Below are 22,379 nucleotides of genomic sequence, written 5' to 3'. Positions count from 1 at the left end.
GCGGGGTGGTCATGGCGTCCGACTTCTCCCTCGCGGGCCGAAACGCCCTGGTCACCGGTTCGGTCCGCGGGCTGGGGCTGGAGATGGCGCGCGGTCTGGCCCGGGCCGGGGCACGGGTGGCGCTCAACGGACGCGACCCGGCGACGCTGGACCGGGCGGTGGCGCGCCTACGTGGCGACGGACTCGACGTGACCGGCGCGGCGTTCGACGTCACCGACCTCGACGCGGCCAGGGACGCGGTGACCGCGCTCGGCGACATCGACATCCTGGTCAACAACGTCGGGCACCGAGACCGGCGCGGCGTCGACGCGCTGACGCCCGCGGACCTGACCCGGATGCTGGACGTGCACCTGGTCTCGGCGTACACCCTGTGCCAGGCGGTCGCCCGCGACCTCGTCGACCGCGGCCGACCGGGACGGATCGTCAACGTGTCCTCGGTCATCGGCCAACTCGGCCGCCTCGGCGACATCGCCTACGCCACCGCCAAAGCCGGCCTCGACGGGCTCACCCGAGGCCTCGCCGCCGACCTCGGCCCGCATCGCATCACCGTCAACGCCGTGGCGCCCGGCACCTTCGCCACCGAGGTCAACGCCCGGCTCGCCGAGGACCCGCACTGGGCACGCTGGCTGGAGTCCCGCACCGCGCTCGGCCGCTGGGGACGACCGGAGGAGATCGCCGGCGTCGTCACCTTCCTGGCCGGCGACGCCGCCTCGTTCATCACCGGCCAGACCCTCGCCGTCGACGGCGGCATGACCACAAAATTCTGACCTACGGCGGCGTGGTCGGCGACGGTACGCCGTAGCGGCTTGGGATGGCGGCGGCGCAAGGACATCAGCCGGTCAGCCCCAGTTCACGGAGCAGCTCGCCCCGGTCCGGCTGGGGCATGGCGCCGAAGCGGCCGTGCAGGTAGGCGCTCTCCAGGTTCCGCGACTTGCGGACCCGCTCGCCGGCGAAGTCCGCCAGCGCGCCGAGCCTGGTCGAGCCGTCGGGGTTCTTCTCCGTCAGCCACACCTCGTCCCGGTTGAGGTGGTTGAGCAGGCTCGTGTCGTGTGAGGTGAACACCAGCTGCGCACCGCGCGGATTGATCATCGGGTCGTGGAACAGCTCGATCAGTTGGGCCGACAGGGCCGGATGCAGGCTGGCGTCCAACTCGTCGCACAGCAGCAGCGATCCGTGCCTCAGGGCGGTCAGCACCGGCCCGATCAGCCGGAACCAGGCCAGCGTGCCCTTGGACTCCTCGATGACGTTCAAGGGCGCGGTGCCGGCCTCGGTGTTGTGCACGAACCAGATCCGTCGCGGACCGCGCTCCGGCACGTCCAGCACGACGTCCTCGATGCCCAGGTCGGCCAGCCGGAGCAGGGCGAGGCTCTTGCTGCGATCGTCACCGGCCTCGAACCACTCCACCGTGCGCTGGTGCCAGGTCTTGGGCTCGGCGAACAGCCCTTCGACGGCGATCCGGGTCAGCTCGTCGGCGAAGCTGGTCACCAGTGGCTCGTCGAACCGACGGGCCACCGACAGCGCGAGCGTGCGGTCCGTGAGCAGTTCCCGTGTGCCGGACAACGCTCCCAACCCGCGCTGGAGCTTCAGCTCGGCGCCGGCCCGCTCGAAGACTCGGCGGCGCTTCTTCTCCGGGTAGTGGAACAGCGCCTCGAACTCGACTCGCATGGCGTTGAGCTCGACCAGGTATTCGAAGCGGACGCCGTCGATCACGGCCTCGTAGGCGAACTCGGTGGGTCGGCTCGGCCAGGACCCGAAGGCGAACGGCTCGGTCGGAATGTCCTCCTCCCACGTCCGCAGCGAGTGCGCGACGGCGTCCCGCAGCCACCGGAGCGCGGTGACGACGTTCGACTTGCCGGACGCGTTCGGCCCGTAGACGGCCGCCACCGGCAGCAGGCTCTCGCCCAGCATCGGCTGGTTCCGGGCGGCCGGACGATCCCGGTCGACGGCGACCATCGACAGCTCCACCGGAGCCGCGATGGACCGGAAGTTCGTCACCTCGAATCGGATCAGCACGGCTCGATACTACACTGCCGCCGTCGACAGACCGGCTAATTCGTCAAGTCTCGACGAAATCAGACCTCTGTCGGCTCTCCCGGCGCAAGCAGCTTGAGGATGTCGGCCAGGGGCAGGTCGGGGCGGTCCTTGGCCGGGTCCCAGCGGCGCATGGCCTCGGCGGAGCCTTCGGCGAGGCCGGTGGGGAGGCCGGCGGCGCGGAGGGTGGCGGCGGCTTCGAGCATCTCGGGGGCCCAGCGCCAGCCGCGGGCGGCCATGTCGGGGTAGGACTCGGTCTGGAGCAGGGGGCGGGCGTGCAGGCGCTCGGCCTCGGCCAGCAGCTGGTCCCCGACGCCGTGGGCGGCGGCCAGGGCATGGGAGACGGCGGCGAGGGCCCAGGTGGTCTTCTGGTACGAGGCGTAGGCGATCTTCAGCGCGGAGGCGACGCCGACATCGCCGGGCAGGACGACGACGTCGAGGGCGGTGCCGGCGAACAGCTCGGGCACGTTGGTGGCGTCGCCGGAGAGGTAGAGCCGGGTGGCGCCAGGGTGCTTGGGCGGCCCGCCGATGATGCCGCCGTCGACGACCCGGGCCGACGGCAGCAGCCCGGCGATGCGGAGCGACCGCTCCGGGGCGATGGCGTTGGCCTCGACGTAGACACCGGTGAAGCCGGCGACCTCCCGGGCCACGTCCTCGGCATACGCGGGCGGGCAGACCGACAACACGACCTCGGACTCCGCCAACGCGGAGGCCAGGTCCGGCCGCTCGGTCAACCCGGCGTCGGCGGCCCGCCGACGGGTGGCGTCGCTGCGCCCGGAACCGACCCACAACACGGTGTGGCCGGCGGACACGGCCTGCCGGCCGACGGCGGCGCCCATCGCGCCGGGATGCAGCAAGGTGACAACGGTCATGGCCCAGTTCTACCGGCCGCGCAGCTCCAGGGCGATGTCGATGAGCTGGTCCTCCTGGCCGCCGACCAGCCGCCGCTCGCCGGCGCGGACGAGGATCTCGGGGCCGGAGACGCCGTAGCGCTCGGCCTGGCGGTAGGCGTGGCGTAGGAAGCTGGAGTAGACGCCGGCGTAGCCCATGAGCAGGGCCATGCGGTCGAGCAGGCATTCCTGGTCCATGACCGGGCGGACGACGTCCTCGGCGGCGTCGAGGACCTTGAAGAAGTCGATGCCGGTCTCGATGCCGAGTTTGTCGCAGACGCCGACGAAGGCCTCGACCGGGGTGTTGCCGGCGCCGGCGCCGAATCGCCGTGCGCTGCCGTCGATCTGGCGGGCGCCGGCGCGGTAGGCGATCACGGAGTTGGCCACGCCGAGGCCGAGGTTCTCGTGGCCGTGGAAGCCGACCTGGGCGTCGGAGCCGAGCTCGGCGACGAGGGCGGAGACGCGGTCGCCGACCTGGTCCATGATCAGGGCCCCCGCCGAGTCGACGACGTAGACGCACTGGCAGCCGGCGTCGGCCATGATCCGGGCCTGTCGGGCCAGTTTCTCCGGCGGCTGGGAGTGGGCCATCATCAGGAAGCCGACGGTCTCCAGGCCGCGTTCGCGGGCCAATCCGAAGTGCTGCACGGAGATGTCGGCCTCGGTGCAGTGGGTGGCGATGCGGCAGATCCGCGCGCCGTTGTCGGCGGCGACGAGGATGTCGTCCTTGACGCCGACGCCGGGCAGCATCAGGAACGCGATCTTGGCGTTCTTGGCGGTGGCGACGGCGGTCTTGATGAGCTCCTGCTCGGGGGTGTGGCTGAAGCCGTAGATGAACGAGGAGCCGCCCAGGCCGTCGCCGTGGGTCACCTCGATCACCGGCACGCCGGCGTCGTCCAGCGCCCCGACGATGTTGCGCACATCGTCCACAGTGAACTGGTGCCGCTTGGCGTGCGAGCCGTCCCGCAGCGAGGTGTCGGTGACACGGACGTCCATCGCTCAGCCCTTCGCCAGTTGCTCGCCGACGCGGGTGGCGGCGGCGGTCATGATGTCCAGATTTCCGGAGTACGGCGGGAGAAAGTCGCCGGCCCCCTCGACCTCGACGAACACGCAGACCCGGGCCATGCCGCCGGTGGCGGCCGAGGGCGGGTCGAACTGGGGCTCGTCGAGCAGCCGGTAGCCGGGCACGTAGCCGGCGACCTCGGCGACCATGTCCCGAATGGACACGGCCACCAGCTCGGTGTCGGCGTCCTCGGGAATGGCGCAGAAGATGGTGTCCCGCATGACCATCGGCGGTTCGGCCGGATTGAGCACGATGATGGCCTTGCCTCGCTGCGCGCCGCCGATCACCTCGATGCCGTGGCTGGTGGTGCGGGTGAACTCGTCGATGTTGGCCCGGGTGCCGGGGCCGGCCGACCGCGAGGACACGGTGGCGACGATTTCCGCGTAGCTGACCGGAACCGCGCGGGAGACGGCCTTGACGATCGGGATGGTCGCCTGGCCGCCGCAGGTGATCAGGTTGACGTTGGGGGCGTTGAGGTGCTCCCCCAGGTTGACCGGCGGGACGACGTAGGGGCCGATCGCCGCCGGCGTGAGGTCGATCGCCTTGATGCCGGCTTCCTCGTAGCGCGGGGCGTTGGCCCGGTGCACGGCGGCGGAGGTCGCCTCGAACACCAGGTCCGGCAAGGAGTCCTGGGCCAGCAGCCAGTCCACGCCCTCGGTGGACGTCCGCAACCCGTGCTCCCTGGCCTGTTTGAGCCCCTCGCTGGCCGGGTCGATGCCGACCATCCACAGTGGATCGACCAGGTCGGAGCGGAGCAGCTTGTGCATCAGGTCGGTGCCGATGTTGCCGGAGCCGACGATCGCGGCCGTCGCGGTCATTGCCCGCCCTCCCCGAGGGAAATCGGTGCGAAGTTGAGGGAAACCCGGCCCAGGCCGGTGAAGTCGGCCCGGAACTTGTCGCCGGCGCGGACGTCGATGGCGCGGGTGCAGGAGCCGGGCAGCACGATGTTGCCGGCCCGCAGGCGGACGCCGAAGCCGGCGACCTTGCGGGCCAGCCAGGCCACGGCGGTGACCGGATTGCCCAGCACGGCGTCGGATCGGCCCTCGGCCACCACGTCCCCGTTGCGGCGCAGCGTCGCCTCGATCTTGCGGATGTCCAGCGCCCCGGGCGGAACCCGGGCCGCGCCGAGCACGAAGCCGGCCGAGGAGGCGTTGTCGGCGATGGTGTCGGCCAGCCCGATCTTCCAGTCGGCGATCCGGCTGTCGATCAGCTCGATCGCCGGGGCCAGCGCCGAGGTCGCTTGCAGCACGTCGTCCTCGGTGCAGGCGGCGCCGGGCAGGTCCGCGCCCAACACGAAGCCGACCTCGACCTCCACCCGCGGCTGGCAGTACCTCAAGGCGGGCACGCGGTGGCGCTCGTCGAGGGCCATGTCGTCGAGCAGGTGCCCGTAGTCCGGCTCGTCCACGCCCATCATCTGCTGCATCACCAGCGACGACAGGCCGACCTTGTGCCCCAGCACCGGCCGGCCGCGCCGGCCGATGTTGAGCAGCTGGATCTCGTACGCGTCGACCACGTCGATCTCCGGCCAGCTCTCGGTCAGCGGCGGGATCGGGGCTCGGTCCCGTTCGGCGGCCCACAGCCGGTCGGCCGCGTCGGCCCGCTGGTCAGCGCTGAGCACCAGACCTCCTCACCACCGCGACGTGCCGGCCGGCCCGTCGACCCGAGTAGACACAGTCCGCCAGGGACAAGCCGCTGACGTAGGAGTTGGAGCAGATGCCGACGGCGTTGCGGCCGGCGGCGTAGAGGCCGGGCACGGGTTGCCCGTCGGCGGCGAGCACCTCGCCGCTGTCCTCGTCGACGACCAGGCCGCCGAGGGTGAGCATCGGGCAGGGGTAGCCGATGGAGCGCTTGATCGACACGTCGATCAGCGAGAACGGTGGCGTGCCGTCGAAATCCCCGATGGTGACGCCGGTGCGCCGGCTCAGCTCGTCCAGGGTCGGCGCGGTCGTTCGGGCCCGGCCGAACAGGTAGCGGGTCTGCAACCGCTGGAACCACGTTGTCTGCCAAGGGATCTGCCGCTTGGCCTCGGCCACGGTGGGCCCGTCGACCAGCAGCCAGCCCTTGCCGCCGTGCCCGGTGATCATGGCGTGCCCGACGGCCGCGCCGTAGCGGTGCAGGTCGCAGATCTCCTCGCCCCGCTCGTTGATGAGCCGGCCCTTCATCAGGGCGCTGGGCGGGGTGACGAACCGCCAGGCCGAGACGTGGTCGAGCTTGGCGGTGGCGGCCCCGATCTCCGCGCCGAGGCGGATGCCGCTGCCGTCGTCGCCGAGGGTGCCGAGCGGCAGGCCCCGCCGGTAGGCGGGCGCGTGTTCCCGCATCATCACCGGATTGGCGATGAAACCGCCGGCGCACAACACGACGCCGTCGCGGGCGGAGACGGTGATCTCGGCGCCGTGCCGGCTCTCGATGCGCCGGATCGAGCGGTGCAGTCGCCGTCGCAGTGCCGGCACGTACAGGCCGGGCTTGGCCGCCAGCTTGCCCAGGAACTTGTGCAGCCGCGCGGCAAAGCCGGTCAGCTGCCGGCACACCACGCCGGTGACGCGGCCGTTCGGGTCGGTGATCAGGCGCTGGGCCGTGGTCTGCCGCAGGACCCGCACGCCCCGGTCGACAGCCGCGCGCTCCAGCCGTTGGAACAGCAGCTTGCCCGAGGTGCCACGGCCGGCGGTGCGGTGCCCGCGCGGGGCCGGCTTGTCGTACAGCGTCTCGCTGCCGGAGAAGTAGAGGTAGTGCCGGTCGGTCGGGTACGAGGTCTTGTACGGGCAGACGCTGGCGGCGAAGGGCACGCCCTTGTCCTCCAGCCAGGCCAGCATGTCGGCGCTGCCGTCGCAGAAGGCGCGCAGGGTCCGGTCGCTGACGGCGTCGCCGACCTCGTGCGCGAGGTAGTCGTACATGGCGTCGGGGGTGTCGGCGATGCCGGCCTTGGCCTGCTGGGTGGTGCCGCCGCCGGCGTAGACCACGCCGCCGGACAGCGCGGTCGCCCCGCCGCCGGCGAACCGGTCGATCACCAGCACGTCCGCCCCGGCCTCGGCGGCCTCGATCGCGGCGCACGCGCCGGCCGCCCCGAATCCGACCACCACGACCCCGGCGAGCACCCGACCTCCCGAGTGGAACGTGTTTCAGTTTCTCCCGGTCCCAACCATAGCGTTCTGGGCGTCCTTGTCTATAACCTGTTCTACATGCCAGAGTTCGACACCGTTGTCGTCGGCAGCGGGGCCGCCGGCATGACGGCCGCGCTGACCGCGGCTCGACGCGGCCTGAGCACGGTCGTGCTGGAGAAGGCCGACCGGTTCGGCGGCTCGACCGCCCGGTCCGGCGGCGGCATCTGGATCCCCAACAACGAGGTGCTCGCGCGCGACGGCGTGCGGGACAGCGACGAGGACGCCCGGGCCTACCTGGCGTCGATCGTCGGCACGGGCGCGTCGGCCGAGCGGCAGCGCGCCTACCTCGACCGCGGGCCCGAGATGCTGTCGTTCGTGCTGGCCAACAGCCCGCTGCGGCTGCGCTGGGTCACCGGCTACAGCGACTACTACCCGGAGCGGCCCGGCGGCCGGCCGCGCGGCCGGTCGGTCGAGCCGCGTCCGTTCGACGGAAACCGGCTCGGCGCGGACCTGGGGCGGTTGGAGCCGCCCTACCTGCCCAGCCCGCTGCCGATCACCCAGGCCGACTACAAGTGGCTGACCCTGATCGCCCGCAACCTCCGCGGCCCGGTCCGGGCGGCCCGGGTCGGCGTGCGCGGGATCATCGGACGCCTACGCGGCCAACGGTTGTTGACGATGGGGCAGGCGCTGGCCGCCGGCCTTCGGCTCGGGCTTCGCCAGGCGGGCGTGGAGGTGCTGCTCGGCACGCCCATGCAGTCGCTGCTGACCGAGGGCGACCGGGTCGTCGGCGTGGTCACCCCGACCGGCACTTATCGGGCCCGCTATGGGGTTCTGCTGGCCAGCGGCGGTTTCGAGCGCAACGAGGCGATGCGCTCGAAGTGGCAGGACATCGGCATCGACTGGACGGTCGGCGCGTCGGCCAACGAGGGCGACGGCATCCTGGCCGGGCAGGAGCTCGGCGCGGACGTGGCCCTGATGGACGACGCGTGGTGGGGGCCGTCGATCCCGCTCAACCGCGGGCCGTACTTCTGCCTGTCGGAGCGGACCTTGCCCGGCTGCATCCTGGTCAACGGTTCCGGACAGCGGTTCGTCAACGAGGCCGCGCCCTATGTCGACGCTGTGCATGCCATGCTGGACACCGCAAGCGTGCCGGCGTGGCTGATCTCCGACCAACGCTACCGTGACCGCTACGTGTTCGCCGGCATACCGCCACGGCGGCCGCTGCCCGGGCGCTGGTACAAACACGGGGCCGTGTACAAGGCGGAGACGTTGGCGGAGCTGGCCTCGGCGATCTCGGTGCCGGCGGAGTCCCTGCGGGACACCGTGTCCACCTTCAACGGCTACGCAAGGACCGGCAAGGACAAGGACTTCGGCCGGGGCGACAGCGCGTACGACCACTACTACGGGGATCCTCGGGTGCGCCCCAACCCCAGCCTGGCCGAACTGGTCAAGCCGCCGTTCTACGCCGTGCGCATCGTGCCCGGCGATCTCGGCACCAAGGGCGGGCTGTGCACCGACACCGAGGGCCGGGTGCTGCGGCCCGACGGCTCGGCCATCGCCGGCCTGTACGCCGCCGGCAACGCCAGCGCCTCGGTGATGGGCCACACCTACGCCGGGCCGGGCGCTACCATCGGACCGGCCATGACCTTCGGTTACCTTGCGGCGCTGGCGATGTCGGCGGTGAAGGAGCAGTCCGGTGTCCATTGATCCCGAGATCGCCGTCGGCGCGTCGCTGGGTGTCCGCGAGTTCGAGTGGTCGGCCTCGGACGTGATCCTCTACCACCTGGCGCTGGGCGCCACCGAGCTGCGCTACGCCTTCGAGCCGCAGCTGACCGTGCTGCCGACCTTCGGCATCGTCGCGCCCACCTTCCACGCGACCGAGCCGCCGGCGGTGGTGTTCCCCGGCATCGACATCGACCTGGCCTCCACCCTGCACGGCTCGCAGCAGATCACCGTGCACAATCCCCTGCCCGTGAACGGAAAGGCCCGCGCCTGCGGCCGTATCGCCGACGTCTACGACAAGGGCTCGGCGGCGGTGATCGTCACCGAGTACGAGGTCGCCGACCCCGCCGGCACGCCGCTCTACACCATGCGCGGCGAGATCTTCGCCCGTGGCCACGGCGGTTTCGGCGGCCAGCGCGGGCCCTCGGCCCGGACCACCGCCCCCGACGGCCCGCCCGACACCGAGCTCGTCACGGAAACCCTGCCGCAGCAGGCGTTGTGGTACCAGCTCTGCGGCGACCGCAATCCCCTGCACGTCGATCCCGAGTTCGCCGCCCGCGCCGGCTTCCCCCGGCCCATCCTGCACGGCCTGTGCACCTACGGCATGGTGTACAAGTCCATTGTGGACTACCTGGGCACGGCCGTGCCGGAGTTCCAGGCCCGGTTCGCCGGCGTGGTGTTCCCCGGGGACACCTTGCGCACCAAGCTGTGGGGCGGACGGTTCGAGACCTATGTGGACGATCGCCTGGTGCTCACCGGAGCCGCCGGAACACCAGCGGCGCCAGCGTGATCAGACCCAGCGCGATCGGCAGCAGGCCGTTGAGGAAGTAGAGGAATCGGTCGAGGTCGGAATCGATGTGCACGCTGACGATGATGACGAAGGTCGGCGCCGCCACCGCGGCGATCGCCCCGGCCCGGATCCGGTCGAGCGGCCGGCCGAAGAACTCGATCGCGGCGGCGGCCACCCAGAACATGATGGCGTAGCCGGCCACGGGGGAAATGAGGCTCCACACCCCGGCCAGCGCACCGAGCCCGCACAGACCCCACACCCAGCGTCGGCGCATCGGGCCGAGGCCGGTCCGGAAGGATTCGACCAGGCGCAGCGCCGTGAACGCCAGAATCCCGTAGCCGAACCAGCCGGCCGACCGCGAAGTGCCGGCCAGCAGGGCGATCCCCAGCATCAGACCGAAGAAGGCGTACAGGATCGACACCGGAATCTGCCCGGGCCACAAGGCTCCCGTCGGCCGGCTCGGCTTCACCGCCGGCCGGTGCCCCGATGGCTGCCAGGTCGGCATGGTCGGCGCGGGGCCGGGATTCATGGGCACCGGCGTGGTCGTCACCACCTGGATCGGAATGCTGCCGCCGTCGCTGGTGATCAGCAGCTCGCCGCGCACCCCGGGCGGGGCCGAGACCTCCAGGCCGGCCTCGACCGGCCGGACCGTGATCCGCTGGTCGGTGACCTGCCAGCGGCCGCGCCGCACGAGCGGCGGCCCGTCCAGGCGGAGCAGCCAGGTGGGGCGGGCCTCGGTCAGCTCGATCACCCGGGTCGAGGGGACGACCACCAGCTCCCGCAGCGCGGCCCGCGCAGCGTCGGCGACCTGCGGCACCTCGCGGCCGGCGATGCGGTCCAGCTCCTTCCTGGCCGCGGTGGCGAGCGGAATGTCCTGGCCCAGCAACACTTCCCGCAGGCCGCTGACCGCGCCGAGCCGGGTGAACACGTTGGGCGCGGTCAGGGCGGCCATGAGTTCCTCCGGCAGCCGGGCCCGGCGGCGGCTGCGGGCCAGGTAGAGGTCGCCGGACATCTCGATGGACTTGGTCGGCGTCTGCGCCGGATTGCGCTCGCGGACCTTGTCGAACACGTAGTCGTACAGCTCGTCCAGCGCCACCAGGCCGTCGCCGTCCAGGTCGGCCTCGCCGGTCCGCAGGCCCTCGACCAGCGCGGACGTGAACACCGATGGGGTGGGCTCGTGGGCGTCGGCCAGTTCGTCGCCCTCGAAGGCGAACTCCATGGCGCTGGACGCGGTGATCACGGCCCGGCCGCGCCCGGTGGGAAAGCTGTCCATCACCGGGATGTCGCCGGCCGCGCGGACCCGGACGCCTTTGGCGAACGCTCCGCCGTAGCAGCAGTCCAGCAGCAGCACGATGGAGCGGGACCGGCTCAGCCGCAGGCACTGCTGCACGAAGTCAGCCGAGATCGCCGACGAGGCCAGGCGCTGCGGCCGGGTGTCGCGGGCGGTGAAGTACAGGTCGCCGGCCTCGCCCTTCAGGCCGTGGCAGGACAGGTGCAGCAGCAGCACGTCCCCGGGCCGGCGGTCGGCGAAGAAGTCCTCGATACGAGAGCGCACCTCGTGCGCGCCGGCGTCGCGCAGCACGTCCACCTCGAACCCGCCGATGGCCGGATCCCCCAGCACCCCGGCCAGCGCCCGCGCGTCCGCCGCCGCCGATCTCAGGTCGCGCAGGCCCTCGTGCTCGTACTCACCGGTCGCGATGATCAGTGCGTCCCGCCGATCGGCCATCGCCGTTCCTCCAGGTTCGGGCAATCCGCCCGAGAATCGCCCGAACCCGGCGAAACGTTAACCCCTGGACCGCATCGTCACACGTCAGGGTCAGCGGTCCCGCGTGAGCACGAGGCCGCTGGTCGGCACGCCGGTGCCGGCGGTGACGACAACGTTGTCCACGCCCCGGACCTGGTTGACCGAGCTGCCCCGGATCTGCCGGGTGGCCTCGGCGATGCCGTTCATGCCGTGGATGTAGGCCTCGCCGAGCTGGCCGCCATGAGGGTTGAGCGGCAGGGTGCCGGTGAGGCCGATGCGGCCGTCGGCGATGAACTCCTTGGCCTCGCCCCGGCCGCAGAAACCCAGCTCCTCCAACTGGATCAGCACGTACGGGGTGAAGTGGTCGTAGAGCACGGCGACGTCGATCTCGTCCGGCCCGAAGCCGGCCTGCCGCCACAGCTGCCGGCCGACCAGGCCCATCTCCGGCAGGCGGCTCATCTCGTCCCGGTAGTAGCTGCTCATCACGTACTGGTCGGCGGAACTTCCCTGCGCCGAGGCGGAGATCAGGGCCGGCGGCTGGGCCAGGTCCCGGGCCCGTTCCTGGCTGGTGACCACGATGGCGACGCCGCCGTCGCTCTCCTGGCAGCAGTCGAGCAGGTGCAGCGGCTCGGTGATCCAGCGCGACGCCTGGTGGTCGGCCAGGGTGATCGGCCGGCCGTGGAACCACGCCTTCGGGTTGGTGGCGGCATGTTCGCGCATCGTCACCGCCACGCGGCCGAAATCCTCGCTGGTGGCCCCGAATTCGTGCATATAGCGGCGCGCGACCATGGCCACGGTCGAGGCCGGCGTGCCCAACCCCATGGGATACGACCAGCTGTTGTCCACACCGGACGAAGTCGGCATGGTGGCGGCGGCCGTGGCGAACTGGCCGAACCGGTTGCCGGACCGCTCGTTGAACGCCCGGTAGCAGACCACGACCTCGGCGATGCCGGTCGCCACGGCCATGGCCGCGTGCTGCACGGTGGCGCAGGCCGCGCCGCCGCCGTAGTTGATGCGGCTGAAGAAGGTCAGCTCGGGGATGCCGAGTTCCCGGGCCACGGCGATCTCGGCGTTGCTGTCCATGGTGAACGACACGAGTCCGTCCACATCGGACGGCGTGAGCCCGGCGTCGGCCAGCGCCGCCGACACCGACTCCACGGCCAGGCGGAGCTCGCTGCGGCCGGAGTCCTTGGAGAACTCGGTGGCCCCGATGCCCACGATCGCGGCGGTCATGGCAGCACCACCCGGACCGTGCCGGTGACGTGGTCGCCGAGGCTGTTGCGCCCGACGACCGCGATCGTCGCCTCGGCCCCCTCCTGGGCGGCGACGTGGCCGCTCAGGGTCAGCGTTTCCCCGGCGTAGCAGGGAACTCCGAGTTTGATCGAGACAGTGCGGACGAAGGCGTCCGGCCCGGCCCAGTCGGTGACGAAGCGCTGCACCAGCCCGGTGGTGGTGAGGATGTTGAGGAAGATGTCCTTGGACCCGCGCTGCACGGCCTTGTCCCGGTCGTGGTGCACGTCCTGGAAGTCCCGGGTGGCCAGCGCGGTGCTGATCACGAACGTCGGCGTGACGTCGATGACAAGATCGGGCAGCTGGGTCATCGCGCCTCCCAGGCCGGCAGCGTGAACTCGCCGGAGGGCACGAACCGCACCCGCACCGGCAGCCCGACCTTGACCTGTTCGGGGTCGACATCGAGCAACTCGCCCAGCATGCGCACGCCCTCCTCCAGCTCCACCAGGGCGATGACAAACGGCGTGCGCTTGCCCGGCACCTGCGGATGGTGGTGCACGACGTAGCTGTAGACCTCGCCGAGTCCACTTGAGACGGTGTAGGTCGGGTCCAGGGCGTTGCAGCGCGGGCACATCGGGCCGGGCGGGTGCCGCAGCGCCCCACAGGCCGCGCACTGCTGGATCCGCAACTCGTTGCCCCGCGTGCCTTCCCAGAAGAAGGCGGTGTCCCTGCTGACCATCGGCGGCACCGAGACGCCGGGTTTCGGCCTGGGCTTGAACTTCAGGATCCGCCAGTCCATCTCGCCCACGGCCTCGTCGCCGGACCACCAGGTGTTGTGGGTGGTGACGAAGTAGCCCTCGCCCAGCGCGGTCTGCTTGGGGCCGGCCACGTCGGCCAGGTGGCTGGTCACCGACAGCCGCTCCCCCGGCTTGAGCAGCCGGTGGTAGGTCTGCTCGCTGTTGGTGGCGACCACGGAGGTGTAGCCGGCGGCGTCGAGCACCTCGATCATCCGGCCGATGGGGTCGTCGTCGCTGCGCTCGGGGTGCAGGCCGCCCATGGTCCACACCTGGATCATGGCCGGCGGCGCGACCGCGGGGTACGCCGAGTTCCTGTCCCCGAGGGCCTCCGTCCAATTGTTGATCATCGGCTCGTTCACCGGGTCGCGGCCCACACGCGGCGAGCACTCGCCCTGCTCGGCCAGTTCCCGGGCGGCGGCCAGGATCTCGCGGCGCCCGACCTGCTTGGGCCCGGTCATCGCGGCACCCGGGGCAGCCCGAGCCCGGCGGTGGCGATCAGTTCCCGCTGCACCTCGTCCACGCCTCCTCCGAAGGTCAGCACCAGGTTGCGTTTGGCCTGCACGTCCAGCCAGCGCACCAGGTCCGCGGTGTCCCGGTCGGCCGGGTCGCCGTGCCGACCGACGATCTCCTCCAGCTCGGCGGTGATCACCTGGGTGCGGCCGGAGGCGAACACCTTGGTGGCCGAGGCGTCGGCGACCCGGTCCAGGCCGGTCGACCGCGAGCCGGCCACCTGCCAGTTCAGCAGCTCGTTGACCCGCACGACCGCCCGGACCCGGGCCAGCGTGGCGGCGACGTCCACATGGGCCAGCAGGTCGTGCTTGGCCGCCCACTCGTGCACGCGGTCGTGCAGGGCGGCCATCCGCCCGGCCGGGCCGAGCATGACCCGCTCGTGGTTGAGCTGGGTGGTGATCAGCCGCCAGCCGGCGTTCTCCTGTCCCACCAACCGGTTCGCCGGCACCCGGACGCCGTTGTAGTAGCTGGCGTTCACGTGGTGCGCGCCGTCGCAGGTGATGATCGGCGTCCACGAGTACCCGGGATCGGCCGTGTCCACGATCAGGATGGAGATGCCCTTGTGCTTGGGGGCGTCCGGATCGGTGCGGCAGGCCAGCCAGATGAAGTCGGCGTCGTGGGCGCCGGTGGTGAAGATCTTCTGCCCGTCGACGACGTAGTGGTCGCCGTCGCGGACCGCCTTGGTGCGCAACGAGGCCAGGTCGGTGCCGGCGCCGGGCTCGGTGTAGCCGATGGCGAAGTGCAGGTCCCCGGACAGAATCCGGGGCAGGAAGAAGGACTTCTGCTCGTCGGTGCCAAACGCTTGCAGGGTGGGGCCGACGGTTTGCAGGGTCACGTAGGGCAGGGGCACGTCGGCCCGGGCCGCCTCGTTGACGAAGATCTGCTGCTCGATCTCGCCGAAGCCCCGGCCGCCGTACTCGACCGGCCAGCCGACACCGAGCCAGCCGTCCCGGCCCATCCGTCTGACCACGTCCCGGTAGACCTCGCCGTGCCGGGCGGTCAGCATCGTCTCGCGCTCGGCCGGCGTCAGCAGGCCGGAGAAGTAGGCCCGCAGCTCGTCGCGGAGTTTGCGTTGCGCCCCGGTCAGTTCGATGTGCACAGCGCCTCCAGCCGGTGGCGTGCGCCGCCGATGGAGCGCACCAGGTCCTTGGCGAGCGAGTAGTAGCGGTGCAGTGGGTAGGTGATGTCGAGGCCGAGGCCGCCGTGCAGGTGGTGGCAGGTTCTGATGGCCGGCAACAACTCCTCGGCCACCCAGTGCGCGGCGATGTCCACATCGGACTCGGCATCGAGTCCCTCGGCCAGCCGCCAGCACGCGGACCAGGTGGCCAGGTGCAGCGATCGCGAGGCGACGTAGACGTCGGCGATCTGCTGGGCCACGGCCTGGAAGGCGGCCAGCGGCCGGCCGAACTGCTCACGGGTGGCGACGTGCTTGCGGGTCAGCTCCAGCACCGCGGCCAGGATGCCGTCGGCGCTGGCGCAGGCCCCGACGAGGGCCAGCCGGTGCAGGTCGGCCAGCCCGTCGAAGGTCCGCTCGTAGGGCACGTCGACCAGGTGCAGTCCGAACTCGGGGCTGCCGCTGGAAGTGGGGGCGGGATGCGGCGTGACGCCGGGCGCGGCCGGGTCGACGAGTGCGACGGCGACGCCCTCGTCGGTGGACACCGGCACCAGGATCCGGTGCGCCGCGAGGGCGTCGGGAACCCCGATCTTCACCCCGTTGATCACGCCGCCACGGGCCGTGGTGCGCGGCCGTGACGTCATGGGAGCGGACGGTTCGTGCAGGGCGGCGGTCACCAGCGCGCCCTCGGGCACCTCGATGCCGTGTCGGGCCAAGGGCAGCACGCCCAGGGCCAGGCCGGGCAGCGAGATCGCGGCGCGGCCGGCCTCGGCCAGCACGACCATCGCGCTGAGCACGTCGATGTCCGGCGTGACCAGCGTGGACCAGGCGGCCTCGGGGGCGTCGCGGAACACGTCGGCGGCCACCTCGCGGAGGGTGACCCGCGTGTCGTCGAGCGTGAAGTCCACCCGCACCCCCTAAACTGGAACGTGTTCTAGTTCTAGCGCACGGTCACGCCCTGGGCAAGCCCAGCAGCCGTTCCCCGGCCAGGGTGAGCAGGACCTGCTCGGTGCCGCCGGCGATGCTCAGGCAGCGGCTGAGCAGGAACTCGTGGCTGTGGTCGCCGGCCACCGCGCCCAGCGGCCCGTCCAGATCCAACGCCGTCTCGGCCACGGTCTGCCGGTGCCGGACGCCGACCAGCTTGCGCACGCTGGAGGCCGCGCCCGGGTCGAGGCCGGCCAGCCGGCGCAGCGCGGCCCGCAGGTCGAGCACCGACAGCGCCAGCCCCTCGGCGACCAGCGCGCCGACCCGCTCCGAGGGCTCGACGGCGGCCAGAACACGTTCCACTTCGTCGCCGATGGACGAGCCACGGCCCATCGCCACCCGCTCGTTGGCCAGCGTGGTGCGGGCCAGCGGCCAGCCGCCGTCGACCGCCCCGACCACGCACTCGTCGGGCACGAACACGTTGTCCAGGAAGACCTCGTTGAACCGGGCATCGCCGGTGATCTCCCGCAGCGGCCGGATGTCGAGGCCGGGCGTGCGCATGTCGACCAGGAAGTAGGTGATGCCACGGTGTTTGGGCGCGTCGGGGTTGGTGCGGGCCAGGCAGATGGCCCAGTCGGCGTGCTGGGCCAGCGAGGTCCAGACCTTCTGCCCGGTGATCGTCCAGCCGCCCTCGGCCCGCTCCGCCTTGGTGCGCAGGGCGGCCAGGTCGGAGCCGGCGCCGGGCTCGCTGAACAGCTGGCACCAGGTGATCTCGCCCCGCAGCGTCGGCCCGGCGAACCGGTCGCGCTGGGCCTCGGTGCCGTGGGCGAGGATCGTCGGCACCGCCCAGGCGCCGATCACCAGGTCGGGCCGGGCCACGCCGGCGGCGGCCAGCTCTTCGTCGATGACCAACTGCTCGGCCGGGCCGGCGTCCAGGCCGTACGGGCGCGGCCAATGCGGGGCCAGCAACCCGGTGTCCGCCAACAGTTTCCGCTGGTCATCGGCGTCGGCAATGGCCTGGATCGTGTGCCGTACCTCGGTGCGGTCGGCGTCGATGTCGAGCCGGAGCGTGCGTCGGTGACCGGCCTTGGCCAGCTCGGCGACCCGATGCCGCCAGCGCTCGGCGCCGCCGAGCAGCTGCCGGGTCGAGACCGCGCGGCGCAGGTAGCGGTGGGCGTCGTGCTCCCAGGTGAAGCCGATGCCGCCGAGCACCTGGATGCAGTCCTTGGCGTTGGCGACGGCGGCGTCGATTGCGATCGCGGCGGCGGTGGCGGCGGCCAGCGGGAACTCGGCCGGCTCCTGGTCGTAGGCGCGGGCGGCGTCCCAGGCCACGGCGGCCGCCCGCTCGGACCGGCACAGCATCTCCACGCACAGGTGCTTCACGGCTTGGAAGGACCCGATGGGCCGGCCGAACTGGGTGCGGATCTTGGCGTAGTCGACGGCCGTGCGCAGGCACCAGTCGGCGATGCCGGAGGCCTCGGCGGCGGCCAGCGTGGCGAGGATGTCCTCGACCGGCAACGGTCCCAGCCGCTGATCGTCAGTGATCGGCCCTACCTGCGCAAACCCCAGCGGGCGGTGGAGATCCACCGCGTCGGCGGGGTCGATCACGACGTGCTGGAGGGCCCACTCGTCACCGTCCTTGACCAGCATGGGCCCGGTTTCGCCCAGGGCAACGTGTCCACAGTGGACGGCGACGGCGACGCGGCCGTCGGCGATGCCGGGCAGCAGTGTCGCGGCCAGCGGGTGGTCGGGGACTCTGGCCAGGGCGACGCCGGCGGCGAGGGTGGGAAGGACCGGCCCCTCGGCCAGCACCTCGGCCGCCGCCTCGACGGCGACCGCCAGGTCGGCGACCGGGTTGCCGAGGCCCCCGGCCGGCTCGGGCAGGGCCAGGCCGAACAGGCCGAGCGCGGCCAGCTCCGACCAGGTCGGACCGGCTTTGAGCACGGCGTCGCGCAGCTGGCGACCGGCGTCATCGATGACCATCGACATCGGCCGATAATAGAACGTGTTCCAGTTGCCCGGACTGCTCCAGGCGGGCGACGGGCGTCCGGGTGAGCTGGCCCGTCAGCCCGGTGTATGGGTGATCACACGCCACGGTGAAAATGAAACACGTTCCGATCGTGTAGTTTGAGGTCCGACAACGAGCGCTCGCAGGGGGCTTGATGGCAGCCACGCCACGCCAGATCGCCGAGGAGGACCTCGGCTCGTCGGCCCAGCGGGACCGGCGGCGGCGGATCATCGACGCGACGATCGCGCTGGCCTCCAAGGGCGGCTTCGAGGCCGTGCAGATGCGGGCCGTGGCCGAGCGGGCCGACGTCGCGCTGGGCACGCTGTACCGGTACTTCCCGTCCAAGATCCACCTGCTGGTGTCCGGCCTGGGCGCGCAGCTGGACCGGGCCCTGGACCGGATGCGCCGGGCCCCCATCCCCGGCGACACCCGGGGCGAGCGCATGCTGCACGTGCTCAGCCGGATCACCCGCAACATGCAACGGGACCCGCACCTGGCCGAGGCCATGACCCGGGCCTTCATGTTCGCCGACACCTCGGCGGCCGCCGAGGTAGACCAGGTCGCCCGCCAGCTCGAGGAGCTGTTCACGCTGGCACTGGGCAAAGACGAGCCGTCCGAGGAGGACAAGGCCATCGCCCGGGTGATCGGCGACGTGTGGCTGTCCAACCTGGTCGCCTGGGTGACCAGGAGGGCCTCGGCCACCGACGTCACCAACCGCCTGGAGCTGACCGTCCGACTGCTGATGCGCGACTAGGCTCGGCGGCCCCTCGGACCGGCTGGGTTTTGGCCGGGTCGGGTGTGTGCTGGTCTGTGGGTATGAGGGTGTTGGGTGTGGGTGCGGGGTGTGGGTGTGATTCGGGTGCCCGCGCCGCGCGGTTGCCGTGGGGCGGGGTTTTTGCATTGAGGGGTGAGGGGCGTTGTGTGCTTGGGGGTGGGGTGGAGTCTGCTTTGTGGGTGGGGTTTTTGTGTGGTTGGGGGCGGGGTGGGGACGTTATTCGGCTGAGGGTGGGGTTTGCTTTGTGAGGTTGGGGTTTTTGCGTAGTTGGGGGTGGTGCGGGGCGGTTGGTTGGTGGCTCCGGGTGGATTTTGTGTGGAGACCTCTGGGCGATGGCGTATCAAGGCGCTATCGGGCAGGCTCCGCCTGCCTCGATACGCAAGAAGCTTATGCCATCGCCCCCCTCCACACAAAATCCACCCTCCGATTGTCGAAGCGGAAAGTCTGTGTTGCCGGTCGCTTTCCCGGGTCGCCGACCCGCGTTGTTGGAGAGGGATTTTTGGTTCGCTGTGAAATTGTCAAAGAACGGTAGCGCGGTGCGGGCGGCGGGTGGGGCGGGAATGCGGCGTGGTCAGTACTGGTGGGGTTGGGTGGTGTAGTGCCGGCCCTGGGGAGTGACCCAGTGCAGGGTGCCGTCGTCGTCGAGGGTGACGGTGTGGTCGCCGTGCTTGAGGTGGTGGTGGTGTTGGCAGTAGCCCTTGAGCTGGTCCGGGTTCGTTTTGCCTTTCGGCCAGGGGATGGTGTGGTCGATTTCTTGGATGGGGTTGACGCAACCCGGTGCGCAGCAGGTGCCGCCGTCACGGAGTTTGGTGAACTCCCGGCAGCGGGCCGGGGGCTTGTAGAGGTGGGTGGCCATCGCGGCGGCCCGCTGATACTCGTCCAACAGGACCCCGCGCCACGGGCCCAACATCGCCAGTTCGCGGGCGGAGTCGGCGCTGATCGGGCCATACCCGTCGAGCAGGCCCGAGTCCTCGGTCAGACCCATCAGGGTCTCCATGGAGAGGGTGACGTGGACCTGGACTGTGCGGTCGATGCCGTAGCCCAGGAACCGGTCCAGGAACGCGTCCACTCGTTTCTGGTCGGTGGTGCGGCAGTCCTTGCACAAGGCGCGGGCGTCGGCGGTGGCGATGTCGTAGCACTGCCGGGCGTCGATCGCCGACATGCGGATCCGCAGCTCGGCCATGCCGTTGGGCAGCGGGTAGAACTCGATCCGCCGCTCCTTATCACGGGCCTTCTGCCGGCGCTGCTCATAGCCCAGCGGATCAGCCTCGGCGACGAGCTTAGTGGTCCGGCGGGCCAACTGGGTGCGGGTGAGCTCGGCGGCGACCTCGACCAGTTGGTCTTCGATCTGGGGGATCGTGGCGGGGTCGAGGTGGACCACCCGCTCATCGACGGTCTCCAGCCGGCGCAGGTCGATCTCCCCGCGCCGCAGCTGCTCACACAGCCGAGGCAGCCGGTCCAGGACCTCGGCGCGCTCCTGCTGGCGGAACAGGGACTGCTCGGACTCGTGGGTGGCCATGGACATCTCGGCCAGATCGTCGAAATTCCGAAGAATGCACAACCGGGCATGGTCGGCAACCGCCGTGATCATGCGGGCCATGACGAACGCAGTGACTTGTTGCTCAGCGGTCAGAGTGGAGAGATCCGCGCCGAGGAGCAGGTCCAGCATCGCTCCCGAAGGCTCAGCAGACTCCAGCTCTCGGGTGATTTCTTCCATATCCCTAGAATACTCCCGATCAAGATCGAAATCGAACCACTAACGGGTGAAATCCCGTTTCATGCATAATCGCGACGACGGCCCCACAACCAGCATCACGACCCCACCGAAAGCACCACGGCGACAATCATCTTCACCTTCAGGCTCCGGAGGGTGGATTTTGCGCGGAGGGGGGCGATGGCATAAGCTTGTTGCGTATCGAGGCAGGCGGAGCCTGCCCGATAGCGCCTTGATACGCCATCGCCCAGAGGTCTCCGCGCAAAATCCACCCGGAGTCAGCTGGATAACGGCCCCTCACCCCTCAAACAGACTCCACCCCGCCCCTCGCCACAAACCCCACCCACCCGGCAACCGCGCGGCGCGGGCACCCAAAGCACACCCACACCCACACCCGCCCCGAGAGCAGGAAACCCAGCCACCGACAACGACTCCGCCCGCTAGCCTCGGCGGTGTGACGCGCACGCTGCTCCGCTCCGCCGCCTATCTCGACGTCGCCGCGGGCGAGATCGTGCACGACGACGTGCTGATCGACGGGGAGATCATCGGGTCGGGGACCGAGGCCGACGAGACGGTGGACTGCCGGGGATCGCTGCTGGTCCCCGGCTTCATCGACTGCCACACGCACGTGGCCCTGACGGCGACCCTCGGCCAGGACCCGTTGGATCTGCCGCGCTCGGCCCGGGCGCTGTCGGCGGTGCCCGTGCTCCGCACGCTGCTGAGCCTGGGCATCACCACCGTGCGCGACGCGTGGGGCGCGGACGCCGGGCTGCGGCTCGCGGTGGAGCGGGGCTGGATCGACGGGCCGCAGCTGCTGATCTCGCTGCGTCAGGTCGGCACTACCGGCGGCATCGGCGATCACTGGTCGCCGGCCACCGGGCCGATCGACCTCACCTCCGACCCCTCGATGCCCAATCCGGTGTTCGACGGCCCCGACGAGGCTCGGGCGGCCGTCCGCCGCATGGTGCGGGCCGGCGCGGACTGGATCAAGGCTGCTGTCACCGGCTCCATCCGCAGCGACAGCAAGCACGATGTGCAGTTCACGCCCGAGGAGATGCAGGCCCTGGTCGCCGAGGCCGCCAGCCGGCGTCGGTCCGTCATGGTGCACGCCCACGGCGCTCGCGGGGCCGAGCTCGCCGCCCGCGCCGGGGCCCGCAGCATCGAGCATGGCGTCTTCCTCGACGAGGCCGCCGTCGCCGCCATGGTGGAGCACGATACCTTTTACGTGCCAACGCTTTCCGCCATCGGCAGCCCCGAGCACCTGCACTCCGTGCGGCTGGCCCTGGAGGCCGGCGTGCCGATCGCCATGGGCACCGACAATCCCGTGACGCCGCATGCCAATGCCCTCAACGAGATCACCTTGCTGGCCTCCGCCGGCCTCGGCGCCGTCGGGGCTCTCCGCGCCGCCACTCTCCACGCCGCCCAGCTGCTCCAGCTCGACGACCGTGGCGAGATCGCCGTCGGCAAGCGGGCCGACCTCGTCCTCCTCGACGGCGACGACCTCTCCGTGGACAACCTCGCCGGTCGGATCAAAGCCGTGTGGCGCAACGGAAGGAGGTTCCGCTGACCATGGCCGCCTTCAAGGACCTCGTCGTCGACTGCCGCCATCCCGCCTCGCTGGCCCGCTTCTGGGCCGCCGCCCTCGACGACCACGCCATCGCCCCGTACGACGAGGCCGCCATGGACTACCTGCGGGCACAGGGCATCACCGACCCCGAGGACGACCCGACCGTCCTGCTCACCGGCTCCCCGCGCATCTGGTTCCAGCTCGTCCCCGAGTCCAAGGTCGTCAAGAACCGCATGCACATCGACCTGCGCACCGAAGACCCGGCCGAGCTATCCCGCCTCCTCGCCCTCGGGGCCACCGTCACCGCGCGGCACCCGGACTGGGTGCAACTGGCCGACCCCGAGGGCAACGAGTTCTGCCTGTTCACCTACGCCTAGCGGCGCCACAAGAAACGCCAGGCAAGGC

Annotated in this window: 20 protein-coding genes; 6 read left to right on the top strand and 14 right to left on the bottom strand. The window is 71.1% G+C overall.

Annotated features, from left to right (window positions below; genetic code table 11):
* Positions 1–11 precede the first annotated feature (11 nt).
* Entirely contained in the window at positions 12–767 is a 756-nt protein-coding gene (locus ACIG5F_RS27365) for an SDR family oxidoreductase (protein WP_396522202.1), read from the top strand.
* 64 nt (positions 768–831) lie between these two features.
* Here ACIG5F_RS27365 and ACIG5F_RS27360 read toward each other — a convergent pair whose 3' ends face one another.
* From ACIG5F_RS27360 to ACIG5F_RS27335, 6 genes are read right to left on the bottom strand one after another with little or no spacing between them, the layout of a single operon-like run.
* A complete protein-coding gene (locus ACIG5F_RS27360; RefSeq protein WP_396522200.1) occupies positions 832–2,013 on the bottom strand; it encodes an ATP/GTP-binding protein in 1,182 nt (393 codons plus the stop codon).
* 59 nt (positions 2,014–2,072) lie between these two features.
* Positions 2,073–2,903, bottom strand: a complete 831-nt coding sequence (locus tag ACIG5F_RS27355) for a DUF1932 domain-containing protein (RefSeq protein WP_396522198.1) — start codon at positions 2,901–2,903, stop codon at positions 2,073–2,075.
* A gap of 9 nt (positions 2,904–2,912) precedes the next feature.
* Positions 2,913–3,914 carry a 4-hydroxy-2-oxovalerate aldolase gene (gene dmpG / locus ACIG5F_RS27350; RefSeq protein WP_396522196.1) on the bottom strand — a complete coding sequence of 334 codons (1,002 nt, stop codon included), beginning with the start codon at positions 3,912–3,914 and terminating at the stop codon, positions 2,913–2,915.
* Between the two features lie 3 nt (positions 3,915–3,917).
* Positions 3,918–4,799, bottom strand: coding sequence for an acetaldehyde dehydrogenase (acetylating) (locus ACIG5F_RS27345; protein WP_396522194.1), 882 nt, complete (start codon positions 4,797–4,799; stop codon positions 3,918–3,920).
* Entirely contained in the window at positions 4,796–5,599 is an 804-nt protein-coding gene (locus ACIG5F_RS27340; RefSeq protein WP_396522193.1) for a 2-keto-4-pentenoate hydratase, read from the bottom strand. The genes ACIG5F_RS27345 and ACIG5F_RS27340 overlap by 4 nt, the downstream gene beginning before the upstream one ends.
* Positions 5,586–7,073 carry an FAD-binding protein gene (locus ACIG5F_RS27335; RefSeq protein ID WP_396522191.1) on the bottom strand — a complete coding sequence of 496 codons (1,488 nt, stop codon included), beginning with the start codon at positions 7,071–7,073 and terminating at the stop codon, positions 5,586–5,588. Before ACIG5F_RS27335 ends, ACIG5F_RS27340 begins: the two co-directional genes overlap by 14 nt.
* Positions 7,074–7,157: 84 nt before the next feature.
* Here ACIG5F_RS27335 and kstD point away from each other — a divergent pair, with 84 nt between their 5' ends.
* Together kstD and ACIG5F_RS27325 are read left to right on the top strand one after the other, a co-directional pair.
* Entirely contained in the window at positions 7,158–8,786 is a 1,629-nt protein-coding gene (gene kstD, locus ACIG5F_RS27330) for a 3-oxosteroid 1-dehydrogenase (RefSeq protein WP_396522189.1), read from the top strand.
* Positions 8,776–9,591, top strand: a complete 816-nt coding sequence (locus ACIG5F_RS27325; protein WP_396522187.1) for a MaoC/PaaZ C-terminal domain-containing protein — start codon at positions 8,776–8,778, stop codon at positions 9,589–9,591. Before kstD ends, ACIG5F_RS27325 begins: the two co-directional genes overlap by 11 nt.
* On the opposite strand, the gene ACIG5F_RS27320 is transcribed toward ACIG5F_RS27325, so the two are convergent.
* The 7 genes from ACIG5F_RS27320 to ACIG5F_RS27290 form a co-directional block, all read right to left on the bottom strand.
* The gene (locus tag ACIG5F_RS27320; protein WP_396522185.1) at positions 9,554–11,317 is read right to left on the bottom strand and encodes a caspase domain-containing protein; all 1,764 of its coding nucleotides are present in this window, start codon (positions 11,315–11,317) and stop codon (positions 9,554–9,556) included. The genes ACIG5F_RS27325 and ACIG5F_RS27320 overlap by 38 nt on opposite strands.
* Before the next feature lie 90 nt (positions 11,318–11,407).
* Positions 11,408–12,568: a lipid-transfer protein gene (locus tag ACIG5F_RS27315; protein WP_396522184.1), complete on the bottom strand. Its 1,161-nt coding sequence runs from the start codon at positions 12,566–12,568 to the stop codon at positions 11,408–11,410.
* Positions 12,565–12,936: a MaoC family dehydratase gene (locus ACIG5F_RS27310; RefSeq protein WP_396522182.1), complete on the bottom strand. Its 372-nt coding sequence runs from the start codon at positions 12,934–12,936 to the stop codon at positions 12,565–12,567. Before ACIG5F_RS27310 ends, ACIG5F_RS27315 begins: the two co-directional genes overlap by 4 nt.
* Complete coding sequence (locus ACIG5F_RS27305) at positions 12,933–13,820, bottom strand: bifunctional MaoC family dehydratase N-terminal/OB-fold nucleic acid binding domain-containing protein (protein WP_396522180.1); 888 nt, start codon at positions 13,818–13,820, stop codon at positions 12,933–12,935. The genes ACIG5F_RS27310 and ACIG5F_RS27305 overlap by 4 nt, the downstream gene beginning before the upstream one ends.
* The gene (locus tag ACIG5F_RS27300; protein WP_396522178.1) at positions 13,817–14,971 is read right to left on the bottom strand and encodes an acyl-CoA dehydrogenase family protein; all 1,155 of its coding nucleotides are present in this window, start codon (positions 14,969–14,971) and stop codon (positions 13,817–13,819) included. Before ACIG5F_RS27300 ends, ACIG5F_RS27305 begins: the two co-directional genes overlap by 4 nt.
* Positions 14,956–15,894 (bottom strand): acyl-CoA dehydrogenase family protein, encoded by a 939-nt coding sequence (locus tag ACIG5F_RS27295; protein ID WP_396522177.1) that lies wholly within the window; start codon positions 15,892–15,894, stop codon positions 14,956–14,958. The genes ACIG5F_RS27300 and ACIG5F_RS27295 overlap by 16 nt, the downstream gene beginning before the upstream one ends.
* A gap of 43 nt (positions 15,895–15,937) precedes the next feature.
* Positions 15,938–17,899 carry an acyl-CoA dehydrogenase family protein gene (locus tag ACIG5F_RS27290; protein WP_396522175.1) on the bottom strand — a complete coding sequence of 654 codons (1,962 nt, stop codon included), beginning with the start codon at positions 17,897–17,899 and terminating at the stop codon, positions 15,938–15,940.
* 173 nt (positions 17,900–18,072) lie between these two features.
* Here ACIG5F_RS27290 and kstR point away from each other — a divergent pair, with 173 nt between their 5' ends.
* The gene (gene kstR, locus ACIG5F_RS27285) at positions 18,073–18,672 is read left to right on the top strand and encodes a cholesterol catabolism transcriptional regulator KstR (RefSeq protein ID WP_396522173.1); all 600 of its coding nucleotides are present in this window, start codon (positions 18,073–18,075) and stop codon (positions 18,670–18,672) included.
* A 592-nt stretch (positions 18,673–19,264) separates the two neighbouring features.
* On the opposite strand, the gene ACIG5F_RS27280 is transcribed toward kstR, so the two are convergent.
* Positions 19,265–20,410 carry a DUF222 domain-containing protein gene (locus ACIG5F_RS27280; protein WP_396522171.1) on the bottom strand — a complete coding sequence of 382 codons (1,146 nt, stop codon included), beginning with the start codon at positions 20,408–20,410 and terminating at the stop codon, positions 19,265–19,267.
* Positions 20,411–20,861: 451 nt separating this feature from the next.
* Between ACIG5F_RS27280 and ACIG5F_RS27275 the strand changes: the two genes are divergently transcribed.
* The gene (locus ACIG5F_RS27275) at positions 20,862–21,974 is read left to right on the top strand and encodes an amidohydrolase family protein (RefSeq protein WP_396522169.1); all 1,113 of its coding nucleotides are present in this window, start codon (positions 20,862–20,864) and stop codon (positions 21,972–21,974) included.
* Positions 21,975–21,976: 2 nt separating this feature from the next.
* Positions 21,977–22,351: a VOC family protein gene (locus ACIG5F_RS27270; protein ID WP_396522167.1), complete on the top strand. Its 375-nt coding sequence runs from the start codon at positions 21,977–21,979 to the stop codon at positions 22,349–22,351.
* The last annotated feature ends 28 nt before the right edge of the window (positions 22,352–22,379 follow it).

This window comes from Kutzneria sp. NPDC052558 (assembly GCF_044547355.1).
Taxonomy (GTDB): Bacteria; Actinomycetota; Actinomycetes; order Mycobacteriales; family Pseudonocardiaceae; genus Kutzneria.
The sequence above is the reverse complement of the archived record's forward strand: the minus strand, read 5'-3'. Positions and strand labels throughout refer to the sequence as shown.